Genomic DNA, 23,311 nt, shown 5'->3' with positions numbered 1-23,311 from the left:
AGAACATTTTCCATTTAACCGTATCTAGTTTTCCCATCTATATAAGGCTGAGGTTTACCAAACAGATAGCCTTGTATGAAATCACAGCCCAGCACCTGAAGGCTTTCCAGTTGCTCCTGTGTTTCAACACCTTCCGCAACGGACTTCATATTGAGGGATTTCGCCATGCCGGTGATGAGCCTGATAATATTAAGAGCGTCTTCATGTGTCGATATCGAATTCACAAAGGACTTGTCTATTTTTATTTTATCGAAGGCAAGCCTGCTCAGGCGCGAAAGAGAAGAATAACCGGTACCAAAATCATCGAGGGAGATTTTCACCCCCAGAGCCCGCAGCCTGTTAAGCGTATTCATCGGCGTATTGCTCTCAGTAAAGAGAGAGGATTCTGTCACTTCCAGTTCAAGACGCTCAGCGGGAAGTCCCGTTTCGTTCAGAATGGACAACACCATTCCGGCAAAGGTTTTACTGCTTAGCTGGACAGGAGAGACATTGACTGAAATTTTAGCCGGAATAACCCAGGAAGCGGCTTCCCGGCAGGCCATTTCAAGCACCGATTTCCCCATCTCATTAATCATTCCTGTTTTTTCAGCCACAGGAATAAAATTGTCCGGCGACAGTAGGCCCTTTTGAGGATGTATCCAACGAATAAGGGCTTCATAGCTGTAAATTTCCTGGCTGAAAGAATCGACAATAGGCTGATAGTAAACCACGAATTCTTTATTCACTAACGCCAGTGCCATATCATGCTCAAGGGTTCGGCTTTCTTGCAGCTTATCTAACATCCATTGCCGGAAGACTTTTATCTTACCAACGCCTTCTTTTTTGGCTTCATAAAGGGCCAGATCGGCAAATTTATAGAGATAGTCGGAGCGGCGTTCAGTGTCTGAGATGACAATGCCGACACTGGTGGTTATATTGATAATCGTATTATAAATAGTGTAGGGCTGGTTGATAGCATCGCATATATTTTGGGCTCGTGAAACGGCACTGCTCTCCGTCAGACCACTCGAGAGAAACGCAAACTCATCCCCGCCTAAACGATAAAGCGTATCGGAAGCCAGGCCCATCGAAATCAGACGGTGTGATATCTGGCGTAATAACGTATCACCGACATCATGACCATACGTATCATTGACCTCCTTGAATCGATCTAAATCAAACAACATCACATTCACAGAATTATTGCTTTTTACTGCGTTCTCGATGGTTTCATTTAAATTCCCCCAGAAAAAATGGCGGTTATTCATCTCTGTCAGAGAGTCATGGTAGACGTCATACTCCAACTTTGCATTCTGGACTTGCAGTTTTTCTTTAGATTCCTGCAGTGCTTCAGCAAGACTCTTTACCTGAAGATGTGCCTTCAGAATATTTCTGTTTTGATAAAATATCAGCAGACCAAGAATCGCACTCATTATTATCAGCAATACAGATGTCGCGGAGTAAATATAGTACAGGGTTTTAATTTTGAGGTTGGCGTCATTAATCGTGTTGATATCTTTGTCTAACGCGCCGGACGACAGACGAGCCAATTGTGGGTCAAGCGTCTGCATTTTTTTGAGGTATGCCTGGAGTTCTGAGCGGTTCATTTTCTCAAGATGAATATCCAGATACTCAAGTGTCTTTTCAAGCTGTAGAGCCAGTGCATGATGGGCTTTATTACTTTCGATGTAATTACTCAGATCACCTTCTTTCATTAAATCACTCTGGCTGAGCATAATGTCGAGACGCATGCGTACATCATCCAGTGTCATCGTCTCATCGATAGTGTAAAGACCAAGCAACGATTCGAACCGGTAATACTCTGATACCATCTGTGCAGCAGACCACGAAGCCGCGTAGTGAGTCAGTTTCTGTAACTCTTGTTGCCTTTCATGCACAAGGAAAGAGATATACCCGGTAGATATAAAAAGGAAACAAATGATGCCAGCCAGAATTCTGTTCATGTTGGTCTTCTGACCCCTTACTCAATATTCATTCTGCTGACCTGCCAGGCTGACCTTGAATAATAAATCTGATTATTCAGTTCAGGCAGGCTGTCATAGGGGTAAACAACAAACATCGGGCCTTTATCACGGATACGCATATATGTTCCGTTGATTTTTAAAGCAAGGATAACGTTGTATTTCTTAAAATCACTGAGGGGAATTTCAGTTGTGTAGTCATTGAGCGCAGTGACTTTAACAACTGAACCTTTCGCCCCGACATAATCCATGAGCTTTTGCAGTGGAATACCCGTAAAGGTAGTGCGGCCATCATACCAGGGAGAAGTGGTCTGAAAGCTGACCATACCCAATTTCTCAAGGCTGGCGAGATCAAAAACGGCTTTTCCACCTTCATTTGTATTTTCGATATTACCAGACAGCGTTAAAAGGACTTTACCGGCAGGTTTAGGAAATTCGCCCGCCCAGACCTGTGTGGAGAGCACAAAGCTTAACAGCATGACAATTAACCGCATTCTGACCTCGTATTTCAACCGGATGTTAAAGAATTATAATTTAGTTACTGGGCTATTTATATATGCTCCATGGCTATTGTTGATGCAATCAGTTCACCAACACTTTAACCCATTAAAATCAATCAGTTAAAAAATACTTTATTTTTTATAGTGAATAAAAATGGTCGGCACCGTTATTTGATATACACAAAATAGCGGTGCGCCTGTGCAAAAAAAAACCACTTATTTACCCTTCGCAAATAAACACACAGCAATATAAAGGTTTATTTGTTTGTGAGTCGGCAGAGATTTCACGCAAGCAATTTCCTCTCCTGGCACATAACAGACCTTCTGCGTCTACCAAATACAAAGGCCTACTTAGAGCTACCTAAGTAGACTTTCTTAGCTTTATGGAAATATTTATGTCATTCGCCGCCTGGAACACCACCAGAAAAGTGCTTCACTTCATTTAATTCACTAAAACTCACCATCACTTCCAGATAATCACCTTAAGCTGTACCAGCTTCCGGTTCGTTATCAAATAGAACTGAATGGACTTTAATGCCGACTTATAATCTTGCTAAACACGGCCAAAAATACCCATACACTCTGTAAAGTTTTGCATATCCTTTTGACCCTCCCCTTAGGGGAAGGTCTAGAGTCGAGCACAACTCAACTCTCTTTTGAAAGGAATCATAGATGAAACGAAATATGCTGTTTGCATTACTGGCACTGAGCATCAGTGGCTCTGCAATCGCCGCTCAATCTGATGCAGAATTTCTCGCAGCACACGGTTTAGCGGGCAAAACTACCGAGCAAATGGTGGAGGCGATCGACGGTTCGACTCAGGCGCGACCGTTGCCATATAACGCCGGTATCACCAGCACCGAATTGAAATTGTCTGATGGAACCCAGCAGTTCAGCTATCCGCTGGGTGATAAGTTCTATTTGTCTTTCGCACCTTATCTGACGCAAACCCATCCGTGCTTTAACCACAGTCTTTCTGGCTGCCGTGGCGAGCTTGCGAATACGCCGTTTGATGTGAAAGTAACGGATAAAAGCGGCAAGGTGTTGATGCAGAAAAAGATGACCAGCCACGCGAATGGCTTTGTGGGTATCTGGTTGCCTCGTGATATCAAAGGCACGATTGAAGTGAGTTATCAGGGGAAAAAGGCCACCGCACCGATTGCGACACATACCAGTAGCCAAACCTGTTTAACCACGCTGCCGCTTCTGGGCTAATAGGAACGTTAATGTCGGATTGAGTTGTCGGATGTCGCTTATGCTAATCCGACATCCACCGTTATCTTCCCGCCCAAAACGCCTGCTGCATCGCCCTTGTCTCTTCGATAATCTCTTCTACTGGGCCAATCAATTCCACCGGTTTCTGGCAATGCTCGAAGACATATTTCGACGACACGCTCATGGTCGGGTTTTCTTGATGGCTGCCGGTCGCTTCCAGTAACTGGCTCTCATACATGCCAAAAACTACTCGCCCGATATTCGCCCAGTACGCCGTTCCCGCGCACATGCAGCAAGGTTCGACGGCGGTATACAGCGTGCATTGCCATAAATATTCGGCGGTGTAATTGGTTGCCGCAATGCGCGCAAGTGTTGATTCCGCATGGTTTACCGTGTCGATATTGCACTGTTCAAGCAACACCGTTTCGTTATCTGGCGCGACTAATAGCGCACCAAACGGATGGTGCCCAAGCGCCATCGCCCGTTCTGCCACCGCATTGGAGCGGCGCAGGTGGCGCAAAATTTGCTCTTTACTTGGTGCAGGCCCACGTTTTAATGACATGTTTTTCCTTCCTTATTTTGTATCGAGGCTCCACGGGAACAGCCGTTTTTGCAGCCAGCTCACCAGCCCGTAAAGCGTCAGGCTACACACCACCAGCAAGAACAAACTGGCGAAAGCCAAGGGGATTTTGAACGATGATGTGCTGAATAAAATCAGGTAACCCAGGCCCTGGTCGGCTGCAACAAACTCCGCGACTACTGCCCCGATAATCGACAGCGTAATCGCTACTTTTAATGCGCTGAAAATATACGGCACCGCATAAGGCATGCGGATTTGCCAGTATTCGCGGTTGCGTGGCGCACGTAATGTCTTCGACAGCTCAAGCAATTCGGACGGCACGGAGTTCATCCCTGTCGCCGTAGAAATTACCAGTGGGAAGAAGGAGATAAGTGTGGTGATCACCACTCGTGGCAGCATGCCGGAACCCAGGGTCACGACAATAATTGGCGCAATCGCCACCACCGGTGTGGACTGAATCACAATCAGCCACGGCAGTACCAGGCGGGCGAGCAATTTAGAGCTGACAATCGCAATGGCCAGCGGCAGCGCAATCACAATCGCCAGCAGGAAACCGCTCAGCGCCACGCTTAATGTTGCAAGGATATGAGTCGCCCAGCGTCCGGCATCTAACGTGCTTACTGAAGCAAAAATGGCCGATGGCGAAGGCAGAATAAACACCGGGATGGCGAATAATTTACACGCCCCTTCCCACAGCAAAACCGCCACCACCAGCGCCACCAGCGCGATGTACCTTTCCAGAAACGCTTTCATGCAGGCTCCTTGCGGCGGCTGAAGACTTTGTGGCGGATGTCCGCCGTTAACTCATGGAATAGCGGATGGTTGAGTGTTTCCTCATCTCTTGGGCGTGCCAGCGGCACATCTATAATTTCACTCACGCGGCCCGGGCGAGCGCTCATCACCACGATACGGTCAGAAAGCAGCAGCGCTTCCTGAATCGAGTGGGTGACGAACAGCACCGTTTTCGGGCGTTCGTTCCAGATACGCATGAGCTCGAAACTCATTTCATCGCGGGTCAGCGAATCGAGGGCGGAAAACGGTTCGTCCATCAGCAAAATATCCGGGTCATGCAGTAACGAACGGGCGATGGAGACGCGCTGCTGCATGCCGCCCGACAGCTCCGCCGGGCGTTTATTGGCAAACTGTGTCAGGCCGGTCATTTCCAGCAGTTCATGCCCGCGCGCCATATCTTTAGCATCCACGCGGCCATACTTGTGTTTCATCGGAAACGTGATGTTATCGAGCACGGTGAGCCACGGCAGCAGCGTCGGTTTCTGGAACACAAACCCCATTTCATCGCGTGGTTCGGTCACCGGTTTGCCATACACCGAAATGGTGCCGCTGCTCGGTTTCAAAAGCCCGGCAATCAGGCGCAAAATGGTCGATTTCCCGCAGCCTGACGGGCCAATAAACGAGACAAATTCATGGCGGCGTAGCGTCAGATTGACCTCGTCCAGCGCGGTGACCTGCGTGCCATCTGCGGATATAAATGTCTGATTAACATGACTCAACTCTATTACAGGCTGCATGGCATTCCCTTATTTGGCGAGATAACTACGGTCGACCAGCGTTTCCGGGTTCACTTTATCGAGTGGATATTTCATTGATTTCGCCACCCACTCCCAGGTGTGTTGCAGAAGCGTCGGGTCGAATTGCCCCAGCCCATCGCGCTGGCTGATTTCGTTGTTAATCAGCGGTTTTGTTACGTTAAAGTCAGCTTCCAGCATCGCGACGTCGGCTTCTGGCACCATGGCTTTTTGATCAGCAGCCGCTTTGTCCGGGTGGGCAAGGCTAAACTCGATAGACTTTTTGGAAGCACGCACAAAGCGCGCGACAACATCCGGCTTTTCTTTGATGAGTTTGTCGGAGGCAAAGAACGACAGGCCGTAGCCATCGAGACCGTAATCGGTCCACGCCAGTTCGAGCGGTTTTTTACCGACCTGAGTCAGCGTCGCTTCTATACTCGGGCGATTAGTTGACCACACCACCACTCCATCAACACGTCCCTGCGCCAGCATTGGCACCAGCGTGCCAGGATCTGCTTTGATCTGTTTTACGCTATCGGGATCAACGCCATTATTTTCCAGCATGATGGGCAACAACGCATTAGAAGCAGAGAACGTCGGGATGCCCAACGTTTTGCCTTTCAGGCTTTTCATATCGGTCACGCCGCTGCCCTGCCAGGAGTAAATGGCATCCGGCTGTTTTGAGTAGATGCTCATGATAGCTTTAACTGGAATGCCACCTTCAGCTTGCGCCATCATTAAAGAAGCAATCCCGCCAGTGCCGACATCGGCGGCTCCGGAGGCAATTTTGGTCAGCGTATCGCTGCTGCCACGACCTGGTAAAATGGTGACATCCAGCCCTTCCGCTGCGTAAAACCCTTCCTGCACGCCAACAAAGACAAAGGCTTTGTCACCGCCATTCGGCATCCAGTCGAGTTGCAGTTTTAATTTATCCGCAGCGGCGGCATGCGCACTTATCAGTGCCAGAGCTACAGCAGTTGTCAGTCGTATCACACGCATGCGTTTATCCTCAAAATTGATCGAATTGGCCCGGCGGGCAGATGTGAAACATTTGTCACAACGGTTAGAAACTTTTGTTTCAAACATACGAGTAGCATGGTCAAAAGTTAAAATAGGAAAATCTTATAACCAGCTAAAAAGCAGGCATTTAGCCACCAAATAGAGCTGTCTTCTTTATTCTCAGGCCATAGGGGTATACCGTGTTGAGCATTAGAAACATCTCAACCGAAACACTCGGTTCAAAGAATGAGGATTGATTATGAAAGCGGTAGTACTTGAACAAGTTGAAGGTCAGACGCAAGCCGAAGTGAAGCAATTTTCAGCTCCGGCGGCAGAGTTGGGGAATGTGCTGGTCGATGTTGAGTGGTCAAGCCTGAACTATAAAGATGCGCTGGCGATTACCGGCAAAGGCAAAATTATCCGTAACTTCCCGATGGTGCCTGGCATTGATTTCGCAGGCCGTGTGGCGAGCAGCGATGATGCGGCTTTCAGCGCAGGTCAGGAAGTGGTGTTGACCGGCTGGGGCGTTGGCGAAAACCATTGGGGCGGCCTTGCCGAGCAAGCGCGTGTTAAGTCTGAGTGGCTGGTTGCGCTGCCTGCGGGTTTAACCGCACGCAAAGCGATGATCGTCGGCACCGCAGGCTTTACCGCGATGCTATGCGTGATGGCGCTGGAAGAAGCCGGTGTGACGCCAGAAAGTGGTGAAGTCGTGGTGACCGGTGCCAGCGGCGGTGTGGGCAGTACCGCCATCGCCCTGCTGCATGCGTTGGGCTACCAGGTTGTCGCGGTTTCTGGCCGTGAATCAACGCATGACTACCTGCGCCAGTTGGGTGCCAGCCGCATTCTGCCGCGCAGTGAGTTTGCTGAGACTCGCCCGCTGGAGAAACAAGTGTGGGCCGGTGCGGTAGATACAGTGGGCGGCAACGTGCTCGCCAAACTGCTGGCACAGATGAACTACTCCGGCTGTGTTGCGGCCTGTGGTCTGGCGGGTGGTTTCTCGCTGCCAACGACAGTGATGCCATTTATTCTGCGTAATGTGCGCCTGCAAGGTGTGGATTCGGTGAGTGCGCCGATTGAACGCCGAGTTGCCGCGTGGGAGCGTCTGGCCAAATTGCTGCCAGAGAGTTTCTATGAGACGGCAACGACCGAGATTAGTCTGGAGCAGGCACCGAAATTCGCCGATGACATTATGAATAATGCGGTTCAGGGGCGGACGCTGGTGAAGGTGAAGTAAGCTCTCACCTCTTTCACAAACTATCTCAATAAGGATAAAAATTGAGATAGTTTGTTGTAGTTATCCCTTGCCCCGACCAACCCTGGAGACACTCCATTGGTCGGGATTTTTTATCAGTCATCAATTAGCTGGGTAACGCGACATCTATACAATTGAGCGAGTTTTTCTAACGTGGAACGCTGAGGTTTAGCGCGTTTCTCCATGTTTGCTACACCCGCTTGAGAGATGCCGAGCACTTCCGCAACAGCCTCTTGGGATAGACCACGATACATGCGCCAGGCGGCATGTAAAGTCGCGCCCTTTCTCATTTGGTAACCTACGACTTCATGTGGGATTGTCTCATCGTCGTTAGGGCCAGGAGCATAGGGAGCCGACTCGTAAAAATCATCCAAGTCTGCGGCTTCTACCAGTTTATTAAACAGGTCAATAGGTATCACAGCAGATTGACGTGCACCATTTTCATCGGTCAAAAATTGTATGTTTTTCATTCTTACGGGTCTCGCAAATATTGGAGAAAAGTCGAGCTTTCTCACTGGTTGAAGCGGGTTGCCTCGCCTCCACTTAGTATGTATTTGATTGTCTGCGCATTACCTCTTCAATCTGGATTATGGTTGGATTTCCATCTATTACCGTAAACAGCACCCGATAAACACCCACCCTTACCCGATATTCTTTCCCTTTACTGCCTTGCAGCTTCTTTAAATCTAGCTGCACATCAGGGAATTCTTCTAGCTCACTTATCCGGGCATATATCGCTTCACGGTAGCGGCTATCTATGCGGAGAAGCTGTTTCATTGCAGTCTTACTCCATTCAACATTCGGCACTTTGGCTTCCTTATGTCGATCCGTGATAATTAGCATAACTAAATTTAGTGATAAATAAAGTAATTTAGTGATAATCACACTTAAAAATAGTTAAGCTTGAGCGCCCGAACTACAAAACATCTTCTTACCGGGAACAAGGTCAAAACCGGTTTAGCTTTTGACCTTAGCTCCGGCATAAATTGTACTGAAAGGTTAGTGAGCGGAACTATCACGAGCCTGGCAAATTCAGATTAGTGGTCCGAGAAAATCACCCAGGCAACACAATATTGCTGTCTGCCAGCGATCCCATATTGTTATGCATCGCACACGCCGCATCGACAATATGCATCGCCAGTGCAGCACCACTGCCCTCGCCTAAACGCATCCCCATCTGCAAATACGGCTCCAGACCTAACTTGTTCATCGCGATCACTGCACCTTTTTCCGCCGATAAATGCGAAGGAATTAAGTAATCACGCACGCCTGGTGCAATCTGGCAGGCGGCTAGTGCTGAGGCATACGACAGGAAACCATCGAGCACAACCGGCAGGCCAGCTGCTGCCGCACCGAGCATCACGCCCGTCATGCCGACCAGGTCAAAACCACCGACTTTTGCCAGTACGTCGATACCGTCCGCCGCATCTGGCTGATTGGTTTCGATAGCTTTGCGTACCACGGCAATCTTGTGGTGCAGTTTGTCACCAGGGAAGTTAGCCCCCATGCCCACCACATCATCGGGTGAGCTGTCGGTTAACACGCTGACCATCGCCGCTGCTGGGGTGGTATTTGCCATGCCCAGTTCACCCACACCAAACAGCGTGACACCTTCCGCGGCTTTCTGCATGGTGAGTTGCATGCTTGCCAGCAGTAAGTTTTCAGCCTGCTCACGGCTCATCGCCGGGCCTTGTGCAATGTTGCTACTGCCACGCGCCACTTTCATGTCCAGCACGCCAGGCAGTGCATCGCTGTCGATACCGACATCTACCACGTGAATTTCGGCACCCACGGTCGCGCCCAATACGCAAACGCCAGTGTTATGGCGCGTCATATTCATCGCCTGAATTGCGGTGACGATTTGCGGGGAAATCGCCACGCCTTCTGCGTACACACCGTGGTCAGCACACATCACGAGAATGGCTTTGCGTTCGGTGTTCAGGCCATTTTTCATGCCCGGCATTCCCGCCAGTTGCACCGCTAATGCTTCGAGGCGCCCAAGGCTGCCAAACGGTTTTAGCAGGCCGTCAATATGTTGTTGTGCGCGAGCCATTGCATCGCTATCAAGCGGGGAAATTGTTGCCAAAAGGGAGTTCAGTGTTTGCATTTTTTATTCTCAGATTCACATGGGTAATAATTATTTGGGTGAAGACAATCAACGCAGCAGCGCCAGTAAAAACACCACTTCGCCCAGTTCAATCGCCGCACCGAGCGTGTCACCAGTCTGCCCGCCAAGCGTGCGCTTCAACATCAGGCCAAGGCCATACATCGCCAGTATGGTGATGACCAGCGCCAGCAGCCCGGAAGCTGGCAGCAGAACCGTGCACAGCACCGCGCCGCCGATCAGCGTCAGCAGTGCCTGCATACCGGTCACTTTGCCGATAAACAGATTGCCCAGCCCTTGCTCACGCGCATATTTATGGTTGTACATCAGCAACACACAAGCACTGCGCCCGGCCACAGAAGCCGCCGCCAGCACCATCAACATATTGTTGCCGCGCAGCGAAAGTTCGCTGACCACCAGCACTTTGGTGACAATCACAAAGATCAGCGCCAGTCCGCCATGCGTGCCAAGGCGGCTATCGCGCATGATTTCCAGCATCCGGTCACGGGTCCGCGCCGAGAAAATGCCATCGCATGTATCGGCCAGGCCATCGAGATGAAAACCACCGGTCAAAAGCGCGAGCGCCAGCACATAACCCATTGCGGCTAAAGATAAACCCGCCCAGGGTTGCAGCAGCGTAAACACGCCTCCAGCCAAAGCGCCCAGCAGCAGGCCAACAAACGGAAACGTCACGATACCGCGCACGTACTGGTGCGTTTCGATACCATCCGCCCAGCGTGCGCGCACCGGAATGCGGCTCATAAACTGCAAGGTGGCGAAGAACAAACGGAAGATCATTTAATTTTTACTCCAATCCCTGAAACAACCAGCCAGACCTCGTCGGCACTCTGGGCCAGGCGCTGGTTAACTCGCCCGGCAATATCGCGGAAATGCCGCGCCAGGCGGTTTTCCGGCACAATGCCCATCCCTACTTCGTTGGTGACCAGAATCACCTCCGCAGGGCTTGATTCACAGGCCGCCAGCAAAATGTCTATTTGCTGATTCACCACCTGTTCCATCAACTCAAAATCCCAGTCGTCTTCAGGTTTATCACCCGCCGCGTCATACATCACGTTGGTGATAAGCGTGGTGATGCACTCCAGCAGTACGGCCTCATGGCGCTGGTTTTGCTGATGAATCACCGTGTCTAAATCACGATACTGTTCAACGGTTTGCCAGTGTGCCGGGCGGCTGTCGCGGTGATGCGCAATTCGCTGTTCCATTTCAGCGTCGAAAATTTTCGACGTGGCGATATACAGCACACGCTCAAAGTTTGCCGCCAGTTGTTCGGCGTGGCGGCTTTTCCCGCTGCGTGCGCCGCCTGTGACTAATTTCATACCGCTTGCTCCTGGTGCTCACGCATAATCTGGTAAATCTTTTCGATATTAATGTGTTCGCGCATAGCGTCGGCCAGAATATTAAACTGCTGATCTTTATGATCTTGATAGTCGAACACCTCACCTTCCCAGGCCTGCAACCCTTTGCGCAGGCGCAAACTGTCGAGCAGGCTGCGGGTAAACTCGCCGCTATCAAACAGGCCATGCAGGTAAGTACCCAACACGCGGCCATCTTCACTTATTGCACCGTCAAGATTGTGATAAGGCTGAGTATTACACTCGGTGAAAGTGGCAAACGGTGCGGTATTTTCGCCGCGCTGCGTTTCGCCCATATGGATTTCATAGCCCTGCAAAGGAGTACCTGAACTGGCGGCGAAAATACCCGGCAGTTGCGCCTGAACAAGCCCTTTGACGCGCGTCGTAGTTTTTTCACTGGCAAAACGGGTCACCACATCCAACAGGCCGATACCCGGCATCTCGCCAAGCCCGGATTCTACTTCGTCGTAAATATGCTGCCCGAGCATCTGGTAACCGCCGCAAATCCCCAGCACCGCACCGTGATTACGATGATGCGCCAGCAGCGCCTGTTGCAGGCCGTTTTCACGCAGCCAGCGCAGGTCGCCGAGGGTATTTTTACTGCCCGGTACAATCACCAGGTCACTGTTTTGCAGTTCATCAGGCTTGGCTACATAACGCAGGCGCACATCAGGCTGTGCGGCCAGCGCGTTGAAATCGGTGAAGTTCGACATGTACGGCAGTTTCAAAACTGCAATATCCAGCTCTTTCGGGGTGACTTCGTCGTATTTCCCACGTTGCAGAACAACGCTGTCTTCATCTTCGAGATCGACATTCAGCCACGGCATCACGCCTAAAACAGGCACGCCAGTTAACGCTTCAATCTGTTCGATTCCGGAATAAAGCAGCGCAACATCACCGCGAAACTTGTTGATGATGACGCCTTTGACGCGCCATTTTTCATGCTCCAGCAGCAGCGCAATGGTGCCGTAAATTGCCGCAAACACGCCGCCACGGTCGATATCGGCTACCAGAATCACCGGGCATTGCGCCAGTTCAGCCATACCCATGTTGACGATATCGCGGTCGCGTAAATTGATTTCCGCCGGACTGCCCGCCCCTTCGAGCACCATCACGTCATGTTCTGCCGCCAGGCTTTGATAGACTTCGCGGATTTGCGTTTTCAGCTGCGGTTTGTAGTTGTGATAGGTCACCGCGTCCATGTTGGTGGCAACTTTGCCCATCAACACCACCTGCGCTTTGCAGTCGCTGGTGGGCTTGAGCAGCACCGGGTTCATGCGTACATCGGGGGCAATCCCTGCCGCTTCGGCCTGGAAAATTTGCGCGCGCCCCATCTCTTTACCGTCCGGCGTAATGCCGGAATTGAGCGCCATATTTTGCGATTTAAACGGTGCGGTGCGGTGTCCATCCTGGGCGAAAATCCGGCAAAGCCCTGCCACCAGCATGCTTTTGCCCACATCAGAGGCGGTGCCCTGAACCATGATTGAAAGGCTCATACTGCTTCCTTTGCAACGCGTAAGGCGTCGAATAATTGAGTTTCGGTTTTGCACAGCGGAAAGCCGAGTTCGCTGTGTAATTTGACCAGCCACGGCTGCACCAGCCCGGCTTCGCGCAGCATGTCTGGCTGGCTAAACACAAAGCCTGGCTCGCCTGATGCCACGATTTTGCCGCCGTTCATCACATACACGCTGTCGCAAACTTCATAAATCAAATCAATATCGTGGCTTGAGATCACCACATGTTTACCCTGCGCAGTAATACGGGCAATGATTTCAATCATCTGCTGGCGGCCCGAAGGGTCAAGCCCGGCGGTCGGTTCATCGAGCAATAAATAGTCGGCTTCCATCACCAGCGCCCCGGCAATCGCCACGCGTTTCTTTTGCCCGTGGCTAAGATACTGAATCGGTTTGTGGCGGAAAGATTGCGCATCCACCAGCTGAATAGCGTGTTCGACACGGCGGGCGATTTCGGCTTCATTGACGCCAAGGTTGCGCAAGCTAAACGCGATATCGCTGTCGATATCGGTATAGAAGATTTGTTGTTCCGGATCCTGAAACACGGTGGTGACGCGTTGGCGGTGCTCAATCAACCCTGCTTTGCTGTAATTTATCGCTTTGCCCTGCCACAAAACTGCGCCGTTCTTCGGGCGCAAAACACCGTTGAGGTTCATAAACAGCGTGGATTTTCCACAGCCGTTTGCGCCGACGATTCCCGTTACCGGGTGCGCCCCAAAATCAAAGGTTAAATCGTGCAGAACGGTATCGTTCTGATAGCAAAAAGATAAATTTTGGGTTGTCAGCATCGGTGCGGTTCTCACAGGTGGAAATCACCCTGGTAAAGTTTAACATCCAGCGTCGTGACCATTTGTTGGTATCGCAGCAGCACGCGCGAAAAAAGCATGCTGACTAACATGGCAAGCGAACGGTAGCCACCAGGCAGCGTACGATAACCGAAACGCAATGTCTGAGCACGGTGAATGGCCTGTGCCTCGTCCAACAGGATAAAAATAAAACGCCAGGTGAGCAGGATTTGCTCTGTCAGCAAACGCGGAACACGCAGGCGTTGTAGCAAGATAATCAATTGCGGAAACGGCAGGTTCAGCACCAGCCAGTAAGTCGCGGCCAGAGCTGCAAGGCTGCGCCAGAAGGTCTGGTTTGCCATCACGAGGCCCTGCGCATCAATGCCGATATAAAACGAGCCGAGCGGCACACTCCACAACAAAGCCTGCGCGTGATGCGCGGCACTGAAGATAATCGTCACCACGCCGACCAGCAAAAAGCCCAGCGGCACCGCCAGCCAGCGCAAATAACGCACTGGCCCGACGCGCAACAGCCAACAGGTAAAAGCGGCAATCACCAGCAGCAAAGCCGCCTGCCCGACGGGCGGCAGTACAAACGCCAGCACCATCATCACCATATACAGCGCAAATTTGCGCAGCGGCGAAACACGGCACCAGCGGCTTTGGTAACTGAGTTTATCAATCCCCAGCATGGTCTTCGCGGCGGCCCCGGTAATAGCCCAGAATGTAGAAAATGACCGCCGTACCGATTGAACCTTGCAGGGTAAACAGCAGGCTCTCGATTTCACCGCTCGCAGGTTCATAAAGTGGCTGGAACCACGGTTTGTAATGCGGGGCGACGACCAGTATCTGGCCTTCCGCCTGGTCGTCGGAACCGCCGTATTCACCACCGTGAGGTACAAAGAACGGCACAATCATCAGCCCTATTACCAGGGCGAGCAATATCAGGGTCTTTTTCATCTTATTAGCTCCTGGCAGGAAGCAGTTGTCGTTTGGTTAGCTGGTCGTAAATCATCACGGTGAGCAAGCCTTCGGCGATGGCAATTGGGATCTGCGTCAGGCAGAAGATACCCATGAATTTCATCGAGGAACCGGTAACGCCAAAGTGCGGATCGGGGAACGCTACACCGAGTTGAATCGAAGTGACAAAGTAAGTAGTTAAGTCAGCAATCATCGCACACAGGAACACCGCCACATCGCGGCGAAAGCCCGCTTTACATGCCAGTTTCCACACCAGATAACCGACAACCGGCCCAATAACCGCCATCGACATGCCGTTGGCGCCAAGCGTGGTCAGGCCGCCGTGTGCCAGTAACAGTGCCTGGAACAGCAGCACAATGGCGCCCAATACCGCCACAACGCCCGGGCCGAACAGAATGACCGCAAGGCCAACGCCAGTTGGGTGTGAACAGCTTCCGGTAACCGAGGGGATTTTTAGCGCCGAAAGCACAAAGATGAACGCACCGCAAAGTGCCAGCAGCACTTTCTGGTTGCTGTCATGTGCTACGATTTGGCGCAAACGTACCAGCCCGACGTACAAGCACGGAAGGAATAAAATCCACCATGCCAGTGCCCACATTGGCGGCAGGAAACCTTCCATAATGTGCATCGCGAAGGCTTCTTGCGGCACGATGAGCAACAACATCCCCATGCCCAGCCCGCTTAGCGAGAGTTTTTTAAGTAGTGATTCCATGAATTAGCCCCGATTACGCCATTGCTTGTTAACTAAAATGGTCGAGAAATACGGCAGTTTCTGGTCATCAGGCACTTCGTTAAGGTTTCGCCAACATTGCTCGCCCGGTAATGTCGCTTCGGCCATTAACACCGCATGGTCGATAAGCCCGAGGTGTTGCAGCAGCGCTTTGATTTGCGCGAAACGCCCGTAGACTTTCATCAACACCACGCTGTCATGCGCGCGCAATGCTTCTGACAATGCCTGATGTGATGCGGTGCAGGACATCACCGCCAACGACTGTTGTTCCATCGCTAATGGCAACTGCGCTCGCGAAGCGATAGCGGCAAAAGAGGTGACGCCAGGGACGATTTCCAGCCACTCCGGGTTGCCGATACGTGCCAGCAAAAACACCCAGGTGCTGAACAGCATTGAATCACCGAGCGTGATAAACCCGACCTGTTTCCCCTGCTCCACTTCGTGTTGCAGCGCCGCCGCGGTTTCATCCCACACCACCGCTTTTTCGTCGTTATCGGCACTCATTGGGAAGTGGCAGGTGCGTATTTCGGTAGTTTCACTGAGGTATTCGCGCACAATGGAAAGCGCCAGGCTGTCGCCGCCTTTGCGCCCTGCTGGCGCGTACAGCACATCAAGCTTGCCAATGATGCGCGCCGCGCGAACGGTTATCAGGTCACTGGCGCCAGGGCCGGTGCCGAGAGCATATAAACGACCGGTCATGCTGCCACCTCCGCCGATTTTTCCAGCGCACGCTGCAAATGGTTCACGAACATGGCGCGAATTTGTGGGTTTTCACCCAGCCCCTGCAACCAGGGTTGCGCCTCAATACCCGCTTCCTGTAACTGAGTTTTCCATGAGTCTTCTTCATCAGATGCCATGTCGTTAATGGCATGGTCGCCCGCCACCAGCATTAATGGCATCAGGTGTACTTTGCGCACCTTTTCTTGCAGTAAACCGCGCACGATAAGGTCGATTTCCGGGTAGCTTTCTACCGCGCCAACACGCGCAGGTATCTGGCGCGCCGCCATTAAGTGGTCGAGACAGGCATAAGCAGAAAACGCATGGTGGCTGGCACCGTGGCCCATAAACACTACGCGCTCATCGGCTTCAAGTGCTGGCATCTGGCTTTGCAAAGCACTAAGCAGCAGCTCGTAATCATTGAAATCGCTGAGCAATGCTGTGCCCAATGCCAGGCGCTGGAACAAATGGCTGTACGCCTTAACTTCACGGGAGATTTTTTCGTACTCGTCACCATTAATCACATGCAACGACTGCACAGCCACATCCTGATAACCCAGTTCAGCAAGGCGCAGCAGTGCCTGCGCAGGTGTATCGATGTCCAGGTTATCGCGGTTTTTTAATTTGCGAATAATCATGCCGGAGGTAAAGGCGCGGAACCGATCGCGGTCGGCAAAGGTGCGGCCAAGTTGTTCTTCACAGGCAACAATATTTTTGGTGCAGGTGTCGTGGTAACTGGTACCAAAACTGATAACTAACAGGGCTTTCTTCATGATTTTCTCTCTTGCAGCCAGCGTGTGACACGGCGGCTCACATCTTCACGGCTTTCCAGTAATTCAGGGCCACAAACCAACGGTTGCGGGCGAGTGACCACAACACAGGGAATGTTTCGCGCCAGCGCCGGGTTCACTTTGTTGAGATACCCGCCTTCGGCACCGGACTCTTTGGTTATCACCACATCGGGCGCACAGAAGTCATAGGTTGCGGCGTTAAACTCAGCGCTGAACGGGCCGCGCAGCGCAATAATATTGTCGACGCCTAACCCCAGCGCTTCGCACTCGGCAATCACTTCGCTGGTTGGTAACACCCTCACCAGCAACGTTTTGCCCGGTAAACCTTGCTGATACGCCGCCAGCTCTTTGCTGCCAGTGGTCAACAGGACGCGTGGGCCGAATGCTTGCGCCACGGCACAGGCGGCTTGCAGGCTGGCCACTTTGTGCAGCAACGAGTGTTCCAGATCATTGAGTTCACTACGGCGTTGGTAACGGCTAAGGGTGACCCCTGCCGTTTCGCAGGCGCGGGTAATGTTGTGGCTAAGCAGTTCGGCATACGGGTGCGAGGCATCAATCACCCATTGCACCGCATGGTTCACCAGCCAGTCAGCAATTTCATCGCTATCAATACGCCCGACGCGAATCTGCCCGCCAATATTGCCTGCCAGCGATTCCCCGACCGCCGTCGCCACCGAAAGCGTGTACGAAATACGGTGTTCATCGAGGATCTGGCAAATAAACCGGGCATCGCTGGTGCCGCCAAACACCAGTACCTGCTTCATAACGTCGGAAGTCGCTTCGCTATTGCGACCTACGAGAGACAGAGTTTCACTCACAGCTCGTAACCTCGGGGGGTAATCATTAAGCCGTTGCGAACAAAGGTCGTTTTGTTGCCGACGATCACCAGACTCGTCATATCAACCGGTTCAAAGTCCATCTCGCCAAAGGTGGTCAGCCATTTTTGTTCTTTCTTGCGCCCAGCGGCTTTCACGACACCCACCGGGGTTTGCGGGCGGGTAAATTCGCGCATTAATTCAAATGCCCGTGCCAGATGTGCTTCGCGGCCACGGCTGCGTGGGTTATAGAAGCAGATAACAAAATCAGCGGAAGCGGCGGCGATAATGCGCTTTTCGATAACCGGCCACGGCGTGAGTAAATCGCTCAGGCTGATATGGCAGAAATCGTGCATCAGTGGCGCACCCAACAACGATGCGGCAGCGATACTGGCGGTAATCCCTGCCACGAGGCGCACTTCAATATCCAACTGTTGTGAAGTCACCAGTTCCAGCACCAGCCCCGCCATACCGTAAATTCCGGCATCACCGCTGCTGATTAACGCCACTTTATGCCCGGCTTGCGCCAGTTCGATGGCGGTCTGGCAGCGTTCGATTTCTTTGCACATGCCGGTTTTGATCACCTGTTTGTCGCCGGTTAAGGGCTTCACAAGGTGGGTATACGTTTTATAGCCGACGACAATTTCCGCTTCTTGCAGGGCAGCAATGGCTTCCTGAGTCATCATGGCTTCACTGCCAGGGCCAATGCCGATTACCGTTAACATCTGTCTGAAACTCCTAAAGTTATGGTGACGCCCTGCTCTCGCACAGTGCGGCCGACCAGGTTTCCGTTGCTCATCAGCCATGCTGTTGGCTGTGACACGCTGCCAACACCCAGGGTCTGGCGCACAAATTCCGATGCCGGAAAGCGGTGCTCATGTTGGGAAAGTTGGTCAACGCTAAATAGTTCAAATGGGATTTGATGCTGCTGTGCCAGCTCCAGCAGTGCAGGCTCATCTTGCTTGAGCATCACACTGCCGATGGCGCGCAACGCCAGCGGGTCAAAATGGTTTTCCGCCAGTTGCTGACGGAGCAGCGCGGCCACGGTTTGTGGCGGCGTGTCACGGCGGCAGCCGATGCCTGCGACGACGCGCTTTGGCACCAGTTTATAAACGGGAATAGTTAACGCAGGCTGCGAATCACGCAGCGTGACGCACACCAGCGCATCAAGCTCTGGCAATGCATCCAGGCTTTCGACCGGGATAAAGCCACGCGTGTCGTAACGCTCAGCATCTGGCGCAAATTCGCTGTCCCACCACAGGCCAACGCGCTGCTGGCTGACCAGCATTTGGTTGACCGTTTTCACCGCCAGGCGAAAACCCTGCATGGTGGCGTCAAGTTTTGCGGCCAGCGTATCGAGTGCCGCCAGTTGGTTAACGTCTGTGGCGGTGGTGATGACCGGATCGGCACCTAAAATTTCAGCCAGTTCACGGGTGAGTTCATTGGCCCCACCCATGTGGCCGGAAAGCAGGCTGATCACGTGTTCTGCACGTTCGTCCATCACCACCACCGCCGGGTCTTGCAGTTTGTCGCTCAGCATTGGCGCAATCACCCGCACCACAATTCCAGTCGCGGCGATAAACACCAGTGCGGAATACTGGCTAAACGCCTGCTGTACTGTTTGGGCAAAGCTGCCGCCGAACGGGATAAAACCCGGTTGCAGCAGCTTTTCACTGGTAAAGCAGGTCACGGGTAACGCATCACGCAGACGTTGCGCTAAAGCCACGCCACCGGGCGTCAGGCAAAACAGCGCAATCGACTCAGGCTTTGCGGTATTCATGGCTGAACCCTGCGTCGTAAAGTTTCGAGTAGTGATACTCCTCACCCAAAAACGCCCCAACCATAATCAGCGCGGTTTTACGGATCCCAGCCTCACGCACTTTTTCTGCAATATCGCTCAGGGTGCCGCGCAATTCCTGGCAGTCCGGCCAGGTGGCTTTATACACCACAGCAACGGGTGTATCAGACGGGTAACCGCCTTCAATAAGGCGCTCTGCCACGCGGTTGATGCGCTGTACCGAGAGGAAAATCGCCATCGAGGTCTGGTGTCTGGCGAAGGATTCAAGTTGTTCGAGCGGCGGCATCGGCGTGCGGCCTTCGATACGCGTGATGATCAGACTCTGGGAGACTTCCGGCACGGTGTATTCCACGCCAAGCTGCGCGGCGGCTCCCAGAAATGCGCTCACCCCTGGTACTGAAACGTAGCCGATGCCAAGTTTGGTGAGGGTTTCACCCTGTTCACGAATTGAGCCATACAGTGAGAGATCGCCCGTTTGCAGGCGCACCACCAGCTTGCCCGCTTTGACACCGTTTTCCATCAGCTCGATAATTTCTTCGAGATTGAGCGCGGCGCTGTCGTGGCATTCGGCGCCAGGCTGGCAGTAATCCAGCAGTTCCGGGTTGATCAGAGAACCGGCATAAATCACCACTTCGGCCTGTTGCAAGATGCGGTAGCCTTTCAGCGTGATCAGCTCTTTGTCGCCCGGACCTGCACCAACGAACCAGACTTTGCGGGTATCAAATAACTCAGTCATTGCTTCCTTCCTTGCGACAAGAGATCAAATAAGTGGGATTGTTCGGTTTGAAGTAGTGCCCGCTGCCAAGCGTTGTGAGGTTTGCCACCTGCAATTGCAGGCAGTCGAAATCCCTCACCGCGCACTGTTCAAGGTGAGTGAGCGCGCAGGTTAAGTTTTCGAGCAGGATGAAGGTCATCACCAGCCGTCCGCCGGGCTGTAAATGCGCCAGCGACCAGTCGATAAGTTCGGTTAGCTGCCCGCCGCTTCCGCCGATAAACACCGCATCGGCCATCACGTTGAGCGCAATCGGCGCGTAGCCACTGATAATCTCAACGTTCGGGCAGGCGAAAAGCTCGCGGTTTTCCGCCATCAGCGCCAGCGCGTCGGGGTTACGTTCAATCGCACTCACCTGCAATTGCGGGTAACGCATCGCCGCTTCAAGCGACACGCTGCCGGTGCCTGCGCCAATGTCGATAAACCGTTTAGCGTTGTGAAGTTGCAAGCGGTCGAGCGCCTGAGTGCGCACCACTTCTTTGGTCATCGGCACGCGTGCGCCACGTAAAAACAGATCATCTTTCATTGAGAATTATCACCACATTCATCGCGTAGCTTTGCGCCACATCAGCGGCTCGCAGGCGATGGATTCGTTCATCTGCTGACGAAAGTTTCTCGCCAATAATGATAATGGGATTAAGGCCACGCATCAGAAATGCCTGGGCGATGGCATACGGCCCGATAATGGTGTCGGTCACCATTGCCACTTTTTGGTGCGCCACAATCGCTTTGAAATCGGGTTCACGCCCATGGCTGCTGGTGATCCATAAGTCGTTCATATCGACGGCGGCTTTGGCGCACAGATATTGAACCGAGCTAATACCGGGAATGATACGCAGCTGTTCTGGCGGGAAACTTGCTGACAGGCGTTTGCCAATGCCATAAACCAGCGGGTCGCCGGAGGCCAGCACCACGACTCGAAGATCGATTCGTGCACGAAGCCAGTCGATTAAGGCGTCGAGGTCGCTATCCAGCAGGTGCGTTTCACCGCTGAACTCAGGGAAAAGTGCCAGCTGGCGTGCGCCGCCGACCAGTATTTGCGCCTCACTGATGGCGTTGTGTGCCTGGAAGGTCAAATATTCACGGGCGCCGGGGCCAATGCCTGCGACGGTCAGCATCGCATTTCTCCAGCAAGATCCTGCGCAATCTCAGCCACCGGGCGGCTACTGCCTAAAACCTGGTTATCGAACGAGAACAAAATGGCATCGCACTTTGGCGGGGATTGGGTAAAACGCAGCATCTCTTCCACGCGTTCACAAATGCGAATCGCCAGCCGTTCGAACACGCTTTGCCAGCCCTGTTCGCTGATGATTTCGAGTGCCGCTTCTGTGGTGTCGCAACGGCTTACGGCTTCCAGCAACACAAACGGCGCGCCCATTAATGCCAGGTGCGCAACCAGCGTTTCCATGCGCCCGTCGGCAATGTGGCTGTGGGTGTGGAAAATCCCTGCGGCAACTTTCACCAGTTTGCCAGGATGGCCAATCAAGACGATGTGGCGATATTCAAGGCGCACCGCTTCCTGAATCATGTAGCCGACGAAATTGCTCATCGTCACCACGCATTCGCAGTCCAGCCCCAGTTGCTCGCGAACAAAACGCTCGCCGTGGTTCCCCGGCACCAGAATGACTTTGTCCAGTCCGGCGGCGCGCTTCATTTCCAGCTCGAGTGCCAGCGAACGCTTCCAGCTCTCTTCGGACATCGGCATCACAATACCGGTGGTGCCGATTATCGAAATGCCGCCCAAAATCCCGAGGCGATGGTTGTAGGTTTTCTTTGCCCGCTCTTCACCTTCCGGCGCAAAGATTTCAATTTCGGCACCACGTTCCGTGCCGATCACCTCACGCACCGCCGCTTCAATAGTCTGGCGCGGCGTGCGGTTAATCGCTGATTCACCAATCGGCAAGCCGATCCCTTTGCGTGTGACTTTGCCGACCCCGGTGCCGCCACGCAGTGTGATAACACCGCTGTCATTAAGCTGCACGCGGGCGAAAATCAGCATGCCGTGCGTGGCGTCGACATCATCGCCGCCGTCTTTACGGATTGCCGCCGTCGCCTGCTGGCCTTCGATAATCGGCATTTCAACGTTGAGATGCAGTGTGACGCCCGAAGGGGTGACGATAGAAACCTGGTCGATCACGTGCTGGCGCAAGACCATCAGGGCCGCGACTTTTGCCGCAGCAGTGGCGCATGAACCGGTGGTGTAACCTTTCCGGTATGCCTTGCCTTTATGCCAGACGCAATCGGCGGTTTGCTCGCTCACTGAGCCTCCCGCAAGCGGTAAAGCAGCGCATTCACAATGGCTGCGGCAACGTTACTGCCGCCTTTGCGCCCACGAGCGGCAATGGCGGGTAAGCCGCTTTCAACCAGCGCTTCTTTAGATTCTTCAGCCCCGACAAACCCGACGGGCACGCCGATAACGGCTGAAGGTTTGGCTCCTAACTCTAACAAGCGGAACAGCGCGGTTGGCGCGTTACCAAAGACAAAGACTTTCTCCCCTTCTTCCTGCAAGGCGAGATCCACCGCCGCCATTGAGCGCGTCACGCCTTGTTCTTTGGCATGTGCCACTACGCGCGGGTCGCTAATAAAACAACGGCAGCTGCAACCAAACTCCGCCAGCAGGTTTTTGTTGATGCCCGAAAGCACCATCGTGGTATCGGTATATAAAATGCAACCACGCTGCAAACTGGCGGTCAGTTTTTCGATAACATCGGGTGAAAACCACAGAATATCCAGCCACTCAAAATCGGCGGTCGTGTGTATAACGCGCTTGATCATCGCTTCCTGAGTGGCATCGTTAAAACGATATTCCGGGCGCTCAGCGGCAATAATCTCACTGATAATTTCAAAGCTGTTTTGCTCGATAAGCTGCGGTTGTTGCAAGTAGTTCATTGGGTGTCC

At 52.7% G+C, this 23,311-nt stretch carries 28 protein-coding genes; 2 read left to right on the top strand and 26 right to left on the bottom strand.

What is annotated here, in order from left to right; translation table 11 throughout:
* Positions 1-14 precede the first annotated feature (14 nt).
* On the bottom strand, positions 15-1,943 hold the full coding sequence (locus EDF88_RS14955) for a bifunctional diguanylate cyclase/phosphodiesterase (RefSeq protein ID WP_134185513.1): 1,929 nt from the start codon (positions 1,941-1,943) through the stop codon (positions 15-17).
* Between the two features lie 17 nt (positions 1,944-1,960).
* On the bottom strand, positions 1,961-2,455 hold the full coding sequence (locus tag EDF88_RS14950; RefSeq protein ID WP_064512088.1) for a molybdopterin-dependent oxidoreductase: 495 nt from the start codon (positions 2,453-2,455) through the stop codon (positions 1,961-1,963).
* Between the two features lie 678 nt (positions 2,456-3,133).
* Between EDF88_RS14950 and cueP the strand changes: the two genes are divergently transcribed.
* Positions 3,134-3,676, top strand: coding sequence for a copper-binding periplasmic metallochaperone CueP (gene cueP, locus EDF88_RS14945; protein ID WP_134185511.1), 543 nt, complete (start codon positions 3,134-3,136; stop codon positions 3,674-3,676).
* Between the two features lie 61 nt (positions 3,677-3,737).
* Here cueP and EDF88_RS14940 read toward each other — a convergent pair whose 3' ends face one another.
* The 4 genes from EDF88_RS14940 to EDF88_RS14925 are packed head-to-tail and all read right to left on the bottom strand — an operon-like array spanning position 3,738 to position 6,781.
* Positions 3,738-4,238, bottom strand: coding sequence for a nucleoside deaminase (locus tag EDF88_RS14940; RefSeq protein WP_064512090.1), 501 nt, complete (start codon positions 4,236-4,238; stop codon positions 3,738-3,740).
* Between the two features lie 12 nt (positions 4,239-4,250).
* Positions 4,251-5,009 (bottom strand): ABC transporter permease, encoded by a 759-nt coding sequence (locus EDF88_RS14935; protein WP_134185509.1) that lies wholly within the window; start codon positions 5,007-5,009, stop codon positions 4,251-4,253.
* Positions 5,006-5,785, bottom strand: a complete 780-nt coding sequence (locus EDF88_RS14930) for an ABC transporter ATP-binding protein (RefSeq protein ID WP_064512092.1) — start codon at positions 5,783-5,785, stop codon at positions 5,006-5,008. The genes EDF88_RS14935 and EDF88_RS14930 overlap by 4 nt, the downstream gene beginning before the upstream one ends.
* Positions 5,786-5,794: 9 nt before the next feature.
* Positions 5,795-6,781 (bottom strand): ABC transporter substrate-binding protein, encoded by a 987-nt coding sequence (locus tag EDF88_RS14925; RefSeq protein ID WP_064512093.1) that lies wholly within the window; start codon positions 6,779-6,781, stop codon positions 5,795-5,797.
* A gap of 259 nt (positions 6,782-7,040) precedes the next feature.
* Between EDF88_RS14925 and EDF88_RS14920 the strand changes: the two genes are divergently transcribed.
* Positions 7,041-8,015 carry an MDR family oxidoreductase gene (locus EDF88_RS14920; protein ID WP_064559374.1) on the top strand — a complete coding sequence of 325 codons (975 nt, stop codon included), beginning with the start codon at positions 7,041-7,043 and terminating at the stop codon, positions 8,013-8,015.
* A 113-nt stretch (positions 8,016-8,128) separates the two neighbouring features.
* On the opposite strand, the gene EDF88_RS14915 is transcribed toward EDF88_RS14920, so the two are convergent.
* The 20 genes from EDF88_RS14915 to EDF88_RS14820 all read right to left on the bottom strand — a co-directional run bounded on the left by EDF88_RS14915 (position 8,129) and on the right by EDF88_RS14820 (position 23,302).
* Positions 8,129-8,503 carry a helix-turn-helix transcriptional regulator gene (locus EDF88_RS14915; protein WP_134185507.1) on the bottom strand — a complete coding sequence of 125 codons (375 nt, stop codon included), beginning with the start codon at positions 8,501-8,503 and terminating at the stop codon, positions 8,129-8,131.
* 73 nt (positions 8,504-8,576) lie between these two features.
* The gene (locus tag EDF88_RS14910; RefSeq protein WP_134185505.1) at positions 8,577-8,840 is read right to left on the bottom strand and encodes a type II toxin-antitoxin system RelE/ParE family toxin; all 264 of its coding nucleotides are present in this window, start codon (positions 8,838-8,840) and stop codon (positions 8,577-8,579) included.
* Positions 8,841-9,087: 247 nt separating this feature from the next.
* On the bottom strand, positions 9,088-10,140 hold the full coding sequence (cobT, locus tag EDF88_RS14905; protein WP_134185503.1) for a nicotinate-nucleotide--dimethylbenzimidazole phosphoribosyltransferase: 1,053 nt from the start codon (positions 10,138-10,140) through the stop codon (positions 9,088-9,090).
* A 48-nt stretch (positions 10,141-10,188) separates the two neighbouring features.
* Positions 10,189-10,932, bottom strand: a complete 744-nt coding sequence (gene cobS / locus EDF88_RS14900) for an adenosylcobinamide-GDP ribazoletransferase (RefSeq protein ID WP_134185616.1) — start codon at positions 10,930-10,932, stop codon at positions 10,189-10,191.
* On the bottom strand, positions 10,932-11,474 hold the full coding sequence (cobU, locus tag EDF88_RS14895) for a bifunctional adenosylcobinamide kinase/adenosylcobinamide-phosphate guanylyltransferase (protein ID WP_134185502.1): 543 nt from the start codon (positions 11,472-11,474) through the stop codon (positions 10,932-10,934). Before cobU ends, cobS begins: the two co-directional genes overlap by 1 nt.
* Entirely contained in the window at positions 11,471-13,006 is a 1,536-nt protein-coding gene (locus EDF88_RS14890) for a cobyric acid synthase (RefSeq protein ID WP_134185499.1), read from the bottom strand. Before EDF88_RS14890 ends, cobU begins: the two co-directional genes overlap by 4 nt.
* On the bottom strand, positions 13,003-13,812 hold the full coding sequence (locus tag EDF88_RS14885; protein ID WP_134185497.1) for an ATP-binding cassette domain-containing protein: 810 nt from the start codon (positions 13,810-13,812) through the stop codon (positions 13,003-13,005). The genes EDF88_RS14890 and EDF88_RS14885 overlap by 4 nt, the downstream gene beginning before the upstream one ends.
* 11 nt (positions 13,813-13,823) lie before the next feature.
* On the bottom strand, positions 13,824-14,501 hold the full coding sequence (locus tag EDF88_RS14880) for an energy-coupling factor ABC transporter transmembrane protein (RefSeq protein ID WP_134185495.1): 678 nt from the start codon (positions 14,499-14,501) through the stop codon (positions 13,824-13,826).
* Complete coding sequence (locus tag EDF88_RS14875; protein WP_134185493.1) at positions 14,488-14,769, bottom strand: energy-coupling factor ABC transporter substrate-binding protein; 282 nt, start codon at positions 14,767-14,769, stop codon at positions 14,488-14,490. Before EDF88_RS14875 ends, EDF88_RS14880 begins: the two co-directional genes overlap by 14 nt.
* Positions 14,770-14,773: 4 nt before the next feature.
* On the bottom strand, positions 14,774-15,502 hold the full coding sequence (cbiM, locus tag EDF88_RS14870; protein WP_134185491.1) for a cobalt ECF transporter S component CbiM: 729 nt from the start codon (positions 15,500-15,502) through the stop codon (positions 14,774-14,776).
* Positions 15,503-15,505: 3 nt separating this feature from the next.
* The gene (locus EDF88_RS14865; protein WP_064512105.1) at positions 15,506-16,219 is read right to left on the bottom strand and encodes a cobalt-factor II C(20)-methyltransferase; all 714 of its coding nucleotides are present in this window, start codon (positions 16,217-16,219) and stop codon (positions 15,506-15,508) included.
* On the bottom strand, positions 16,216-17,010 hold the full coding sequence (locus tag EDF88_RS14860; RefSeq protein ID WP_064512106.1) for a sirohydrochlorin cobaltochelatase: 795 nt from the start codon (positions 17,008-17,010) through the stop codon (positions 16,216-16,218). The genes EDF88_RS14865 and EDF88_RS14860 overlap by 4 nt, the downstream gene beginning before the upstream one ends.
* Positions 17,007-17,792, bottom strand: a complete 786-nt coding sequence (locus EDF88_RS14855; protein WP_134185614.1) for a cobalt-precorrin-6A reductase — start codon at positions 17,790-17,792, stop codon at positions 17,007-17,009. The genes EDF88_RS14860 and EDF88_RS14855 overlap by 4 nt, the downstream gene beginning before the upstream one ends.
* 50 nt (positions 17,793-17,842) lie before the next feature.
* Positions 17,843-18,568, bottom strand: a complete 726-nt coding sequence (locus tag EDF88_RS14850; protein WP_064512108.1) for a precorrin-3B C(17)-methyltransferase — start codon at positions 18,566-18,568, stop codon at positions 17,843-17,845.
* Complete coding sequence (cbiG, locus tag EDF88_RS14845; protein ID WP_134185489.1) at positions 18,562-19,623, bottom strand: cobalt-precorrin 5A hydrolase; 1,062 nt, start codon at positions 19,621-19,623, stop codon at positions 18,562-18,564. The genes EDF88_RS14850 and cbiG overlap by 7 nt, the downstream gene beginning before the upstream one ends.
* Positions 19,604-20,377, bottom strand: coding sequence for a cobalt-precorrin-4 methyltransferase (locus EDF88_RS14840; protein WP_064559396.1), 774 nt, complete (start codon positions 20,375-20,377; stop codon positions 19,604-19,606). The genes cbiG and EDF88_RS14840 overlap by 20 nt, the downstream gene beginning before the upstream one ends.
* On the bottom strand, positions 20,370-20,939 hold the full coding sequence (locus tag EDF88_RS14835; RefSeq protein ID WP_134185487.1) for a decarboxylating cobalt-precorrin-6B (C(15))-methyltransferase: 570 nt from the start codon (positions 20,937-20,939) through the stop codon (positions 20,370-20,372). Before EDF88_RS14835 ends, EDF88_RS14840 begins: the two co-directional genes overlap by 8 nt.
* Complete coding sequence (locus tag EDF88_RS14830) at positions 20,929-21,531, bottom strand: cobalt-precorrin-7 (C(5))-methyltransferase (protein WP_134185484.1); 603 nt, start codon at positions 21,529-21,531, stop codon at positions 20,929-20,931. Before EDF88_RS14830 ends, EDF88_RS14835 begins: the two co-directional genes overlap by 11 nt.
* A complete protein-coding gene (gene cbiD / locus EDF88_RS14825; protein ID WP_134185482.1) occupies positions 21,525-22,673 on the bottom strand; it encodes a cobalt-precorrin-5B (C(1))-methyltransferase CbiD in 1,149 nt (382 codons plus the stop codon). Before cbiD ends, EDF88_RS14830 begins: the two co-directional genes overlap by 7 nt.
* Positions 22,670-23,302: a cobalt-precorrin-8 methylmutase gene (locus EDF88_RS14820; RefSeq protein ID WP_064512122.1), complete on the bottom strand. Its 633-nt coding sequence runs from the start codon at positions 23,300-23,302 to the stop codon at positions 22,670-22,672. The genes cbiD and EDF88_RS14820 overlap by 4 nt, the downstream gene beginning before the upstream one ends.
* Positions 23,303-23,311: the final 9 nt, after the last annotated feature.

It is taken from the genome of Buttiauxella sp. BIGb0552, assembly GCF_004366275.1.
Taxonomy (GTDB): domain Bacteria; phylum Pseudomonadota; class Gammaproteobacteria; order Enterobacterales; family Enterobacteriaceae; genus Buttiauxella; species Buttiauxella gaviniae.
The sequence above is the reverse complement of the archived record's forward strand: the minus strand, read 5'-3'. Positions and strand labels throughout refer to the sequence as shown.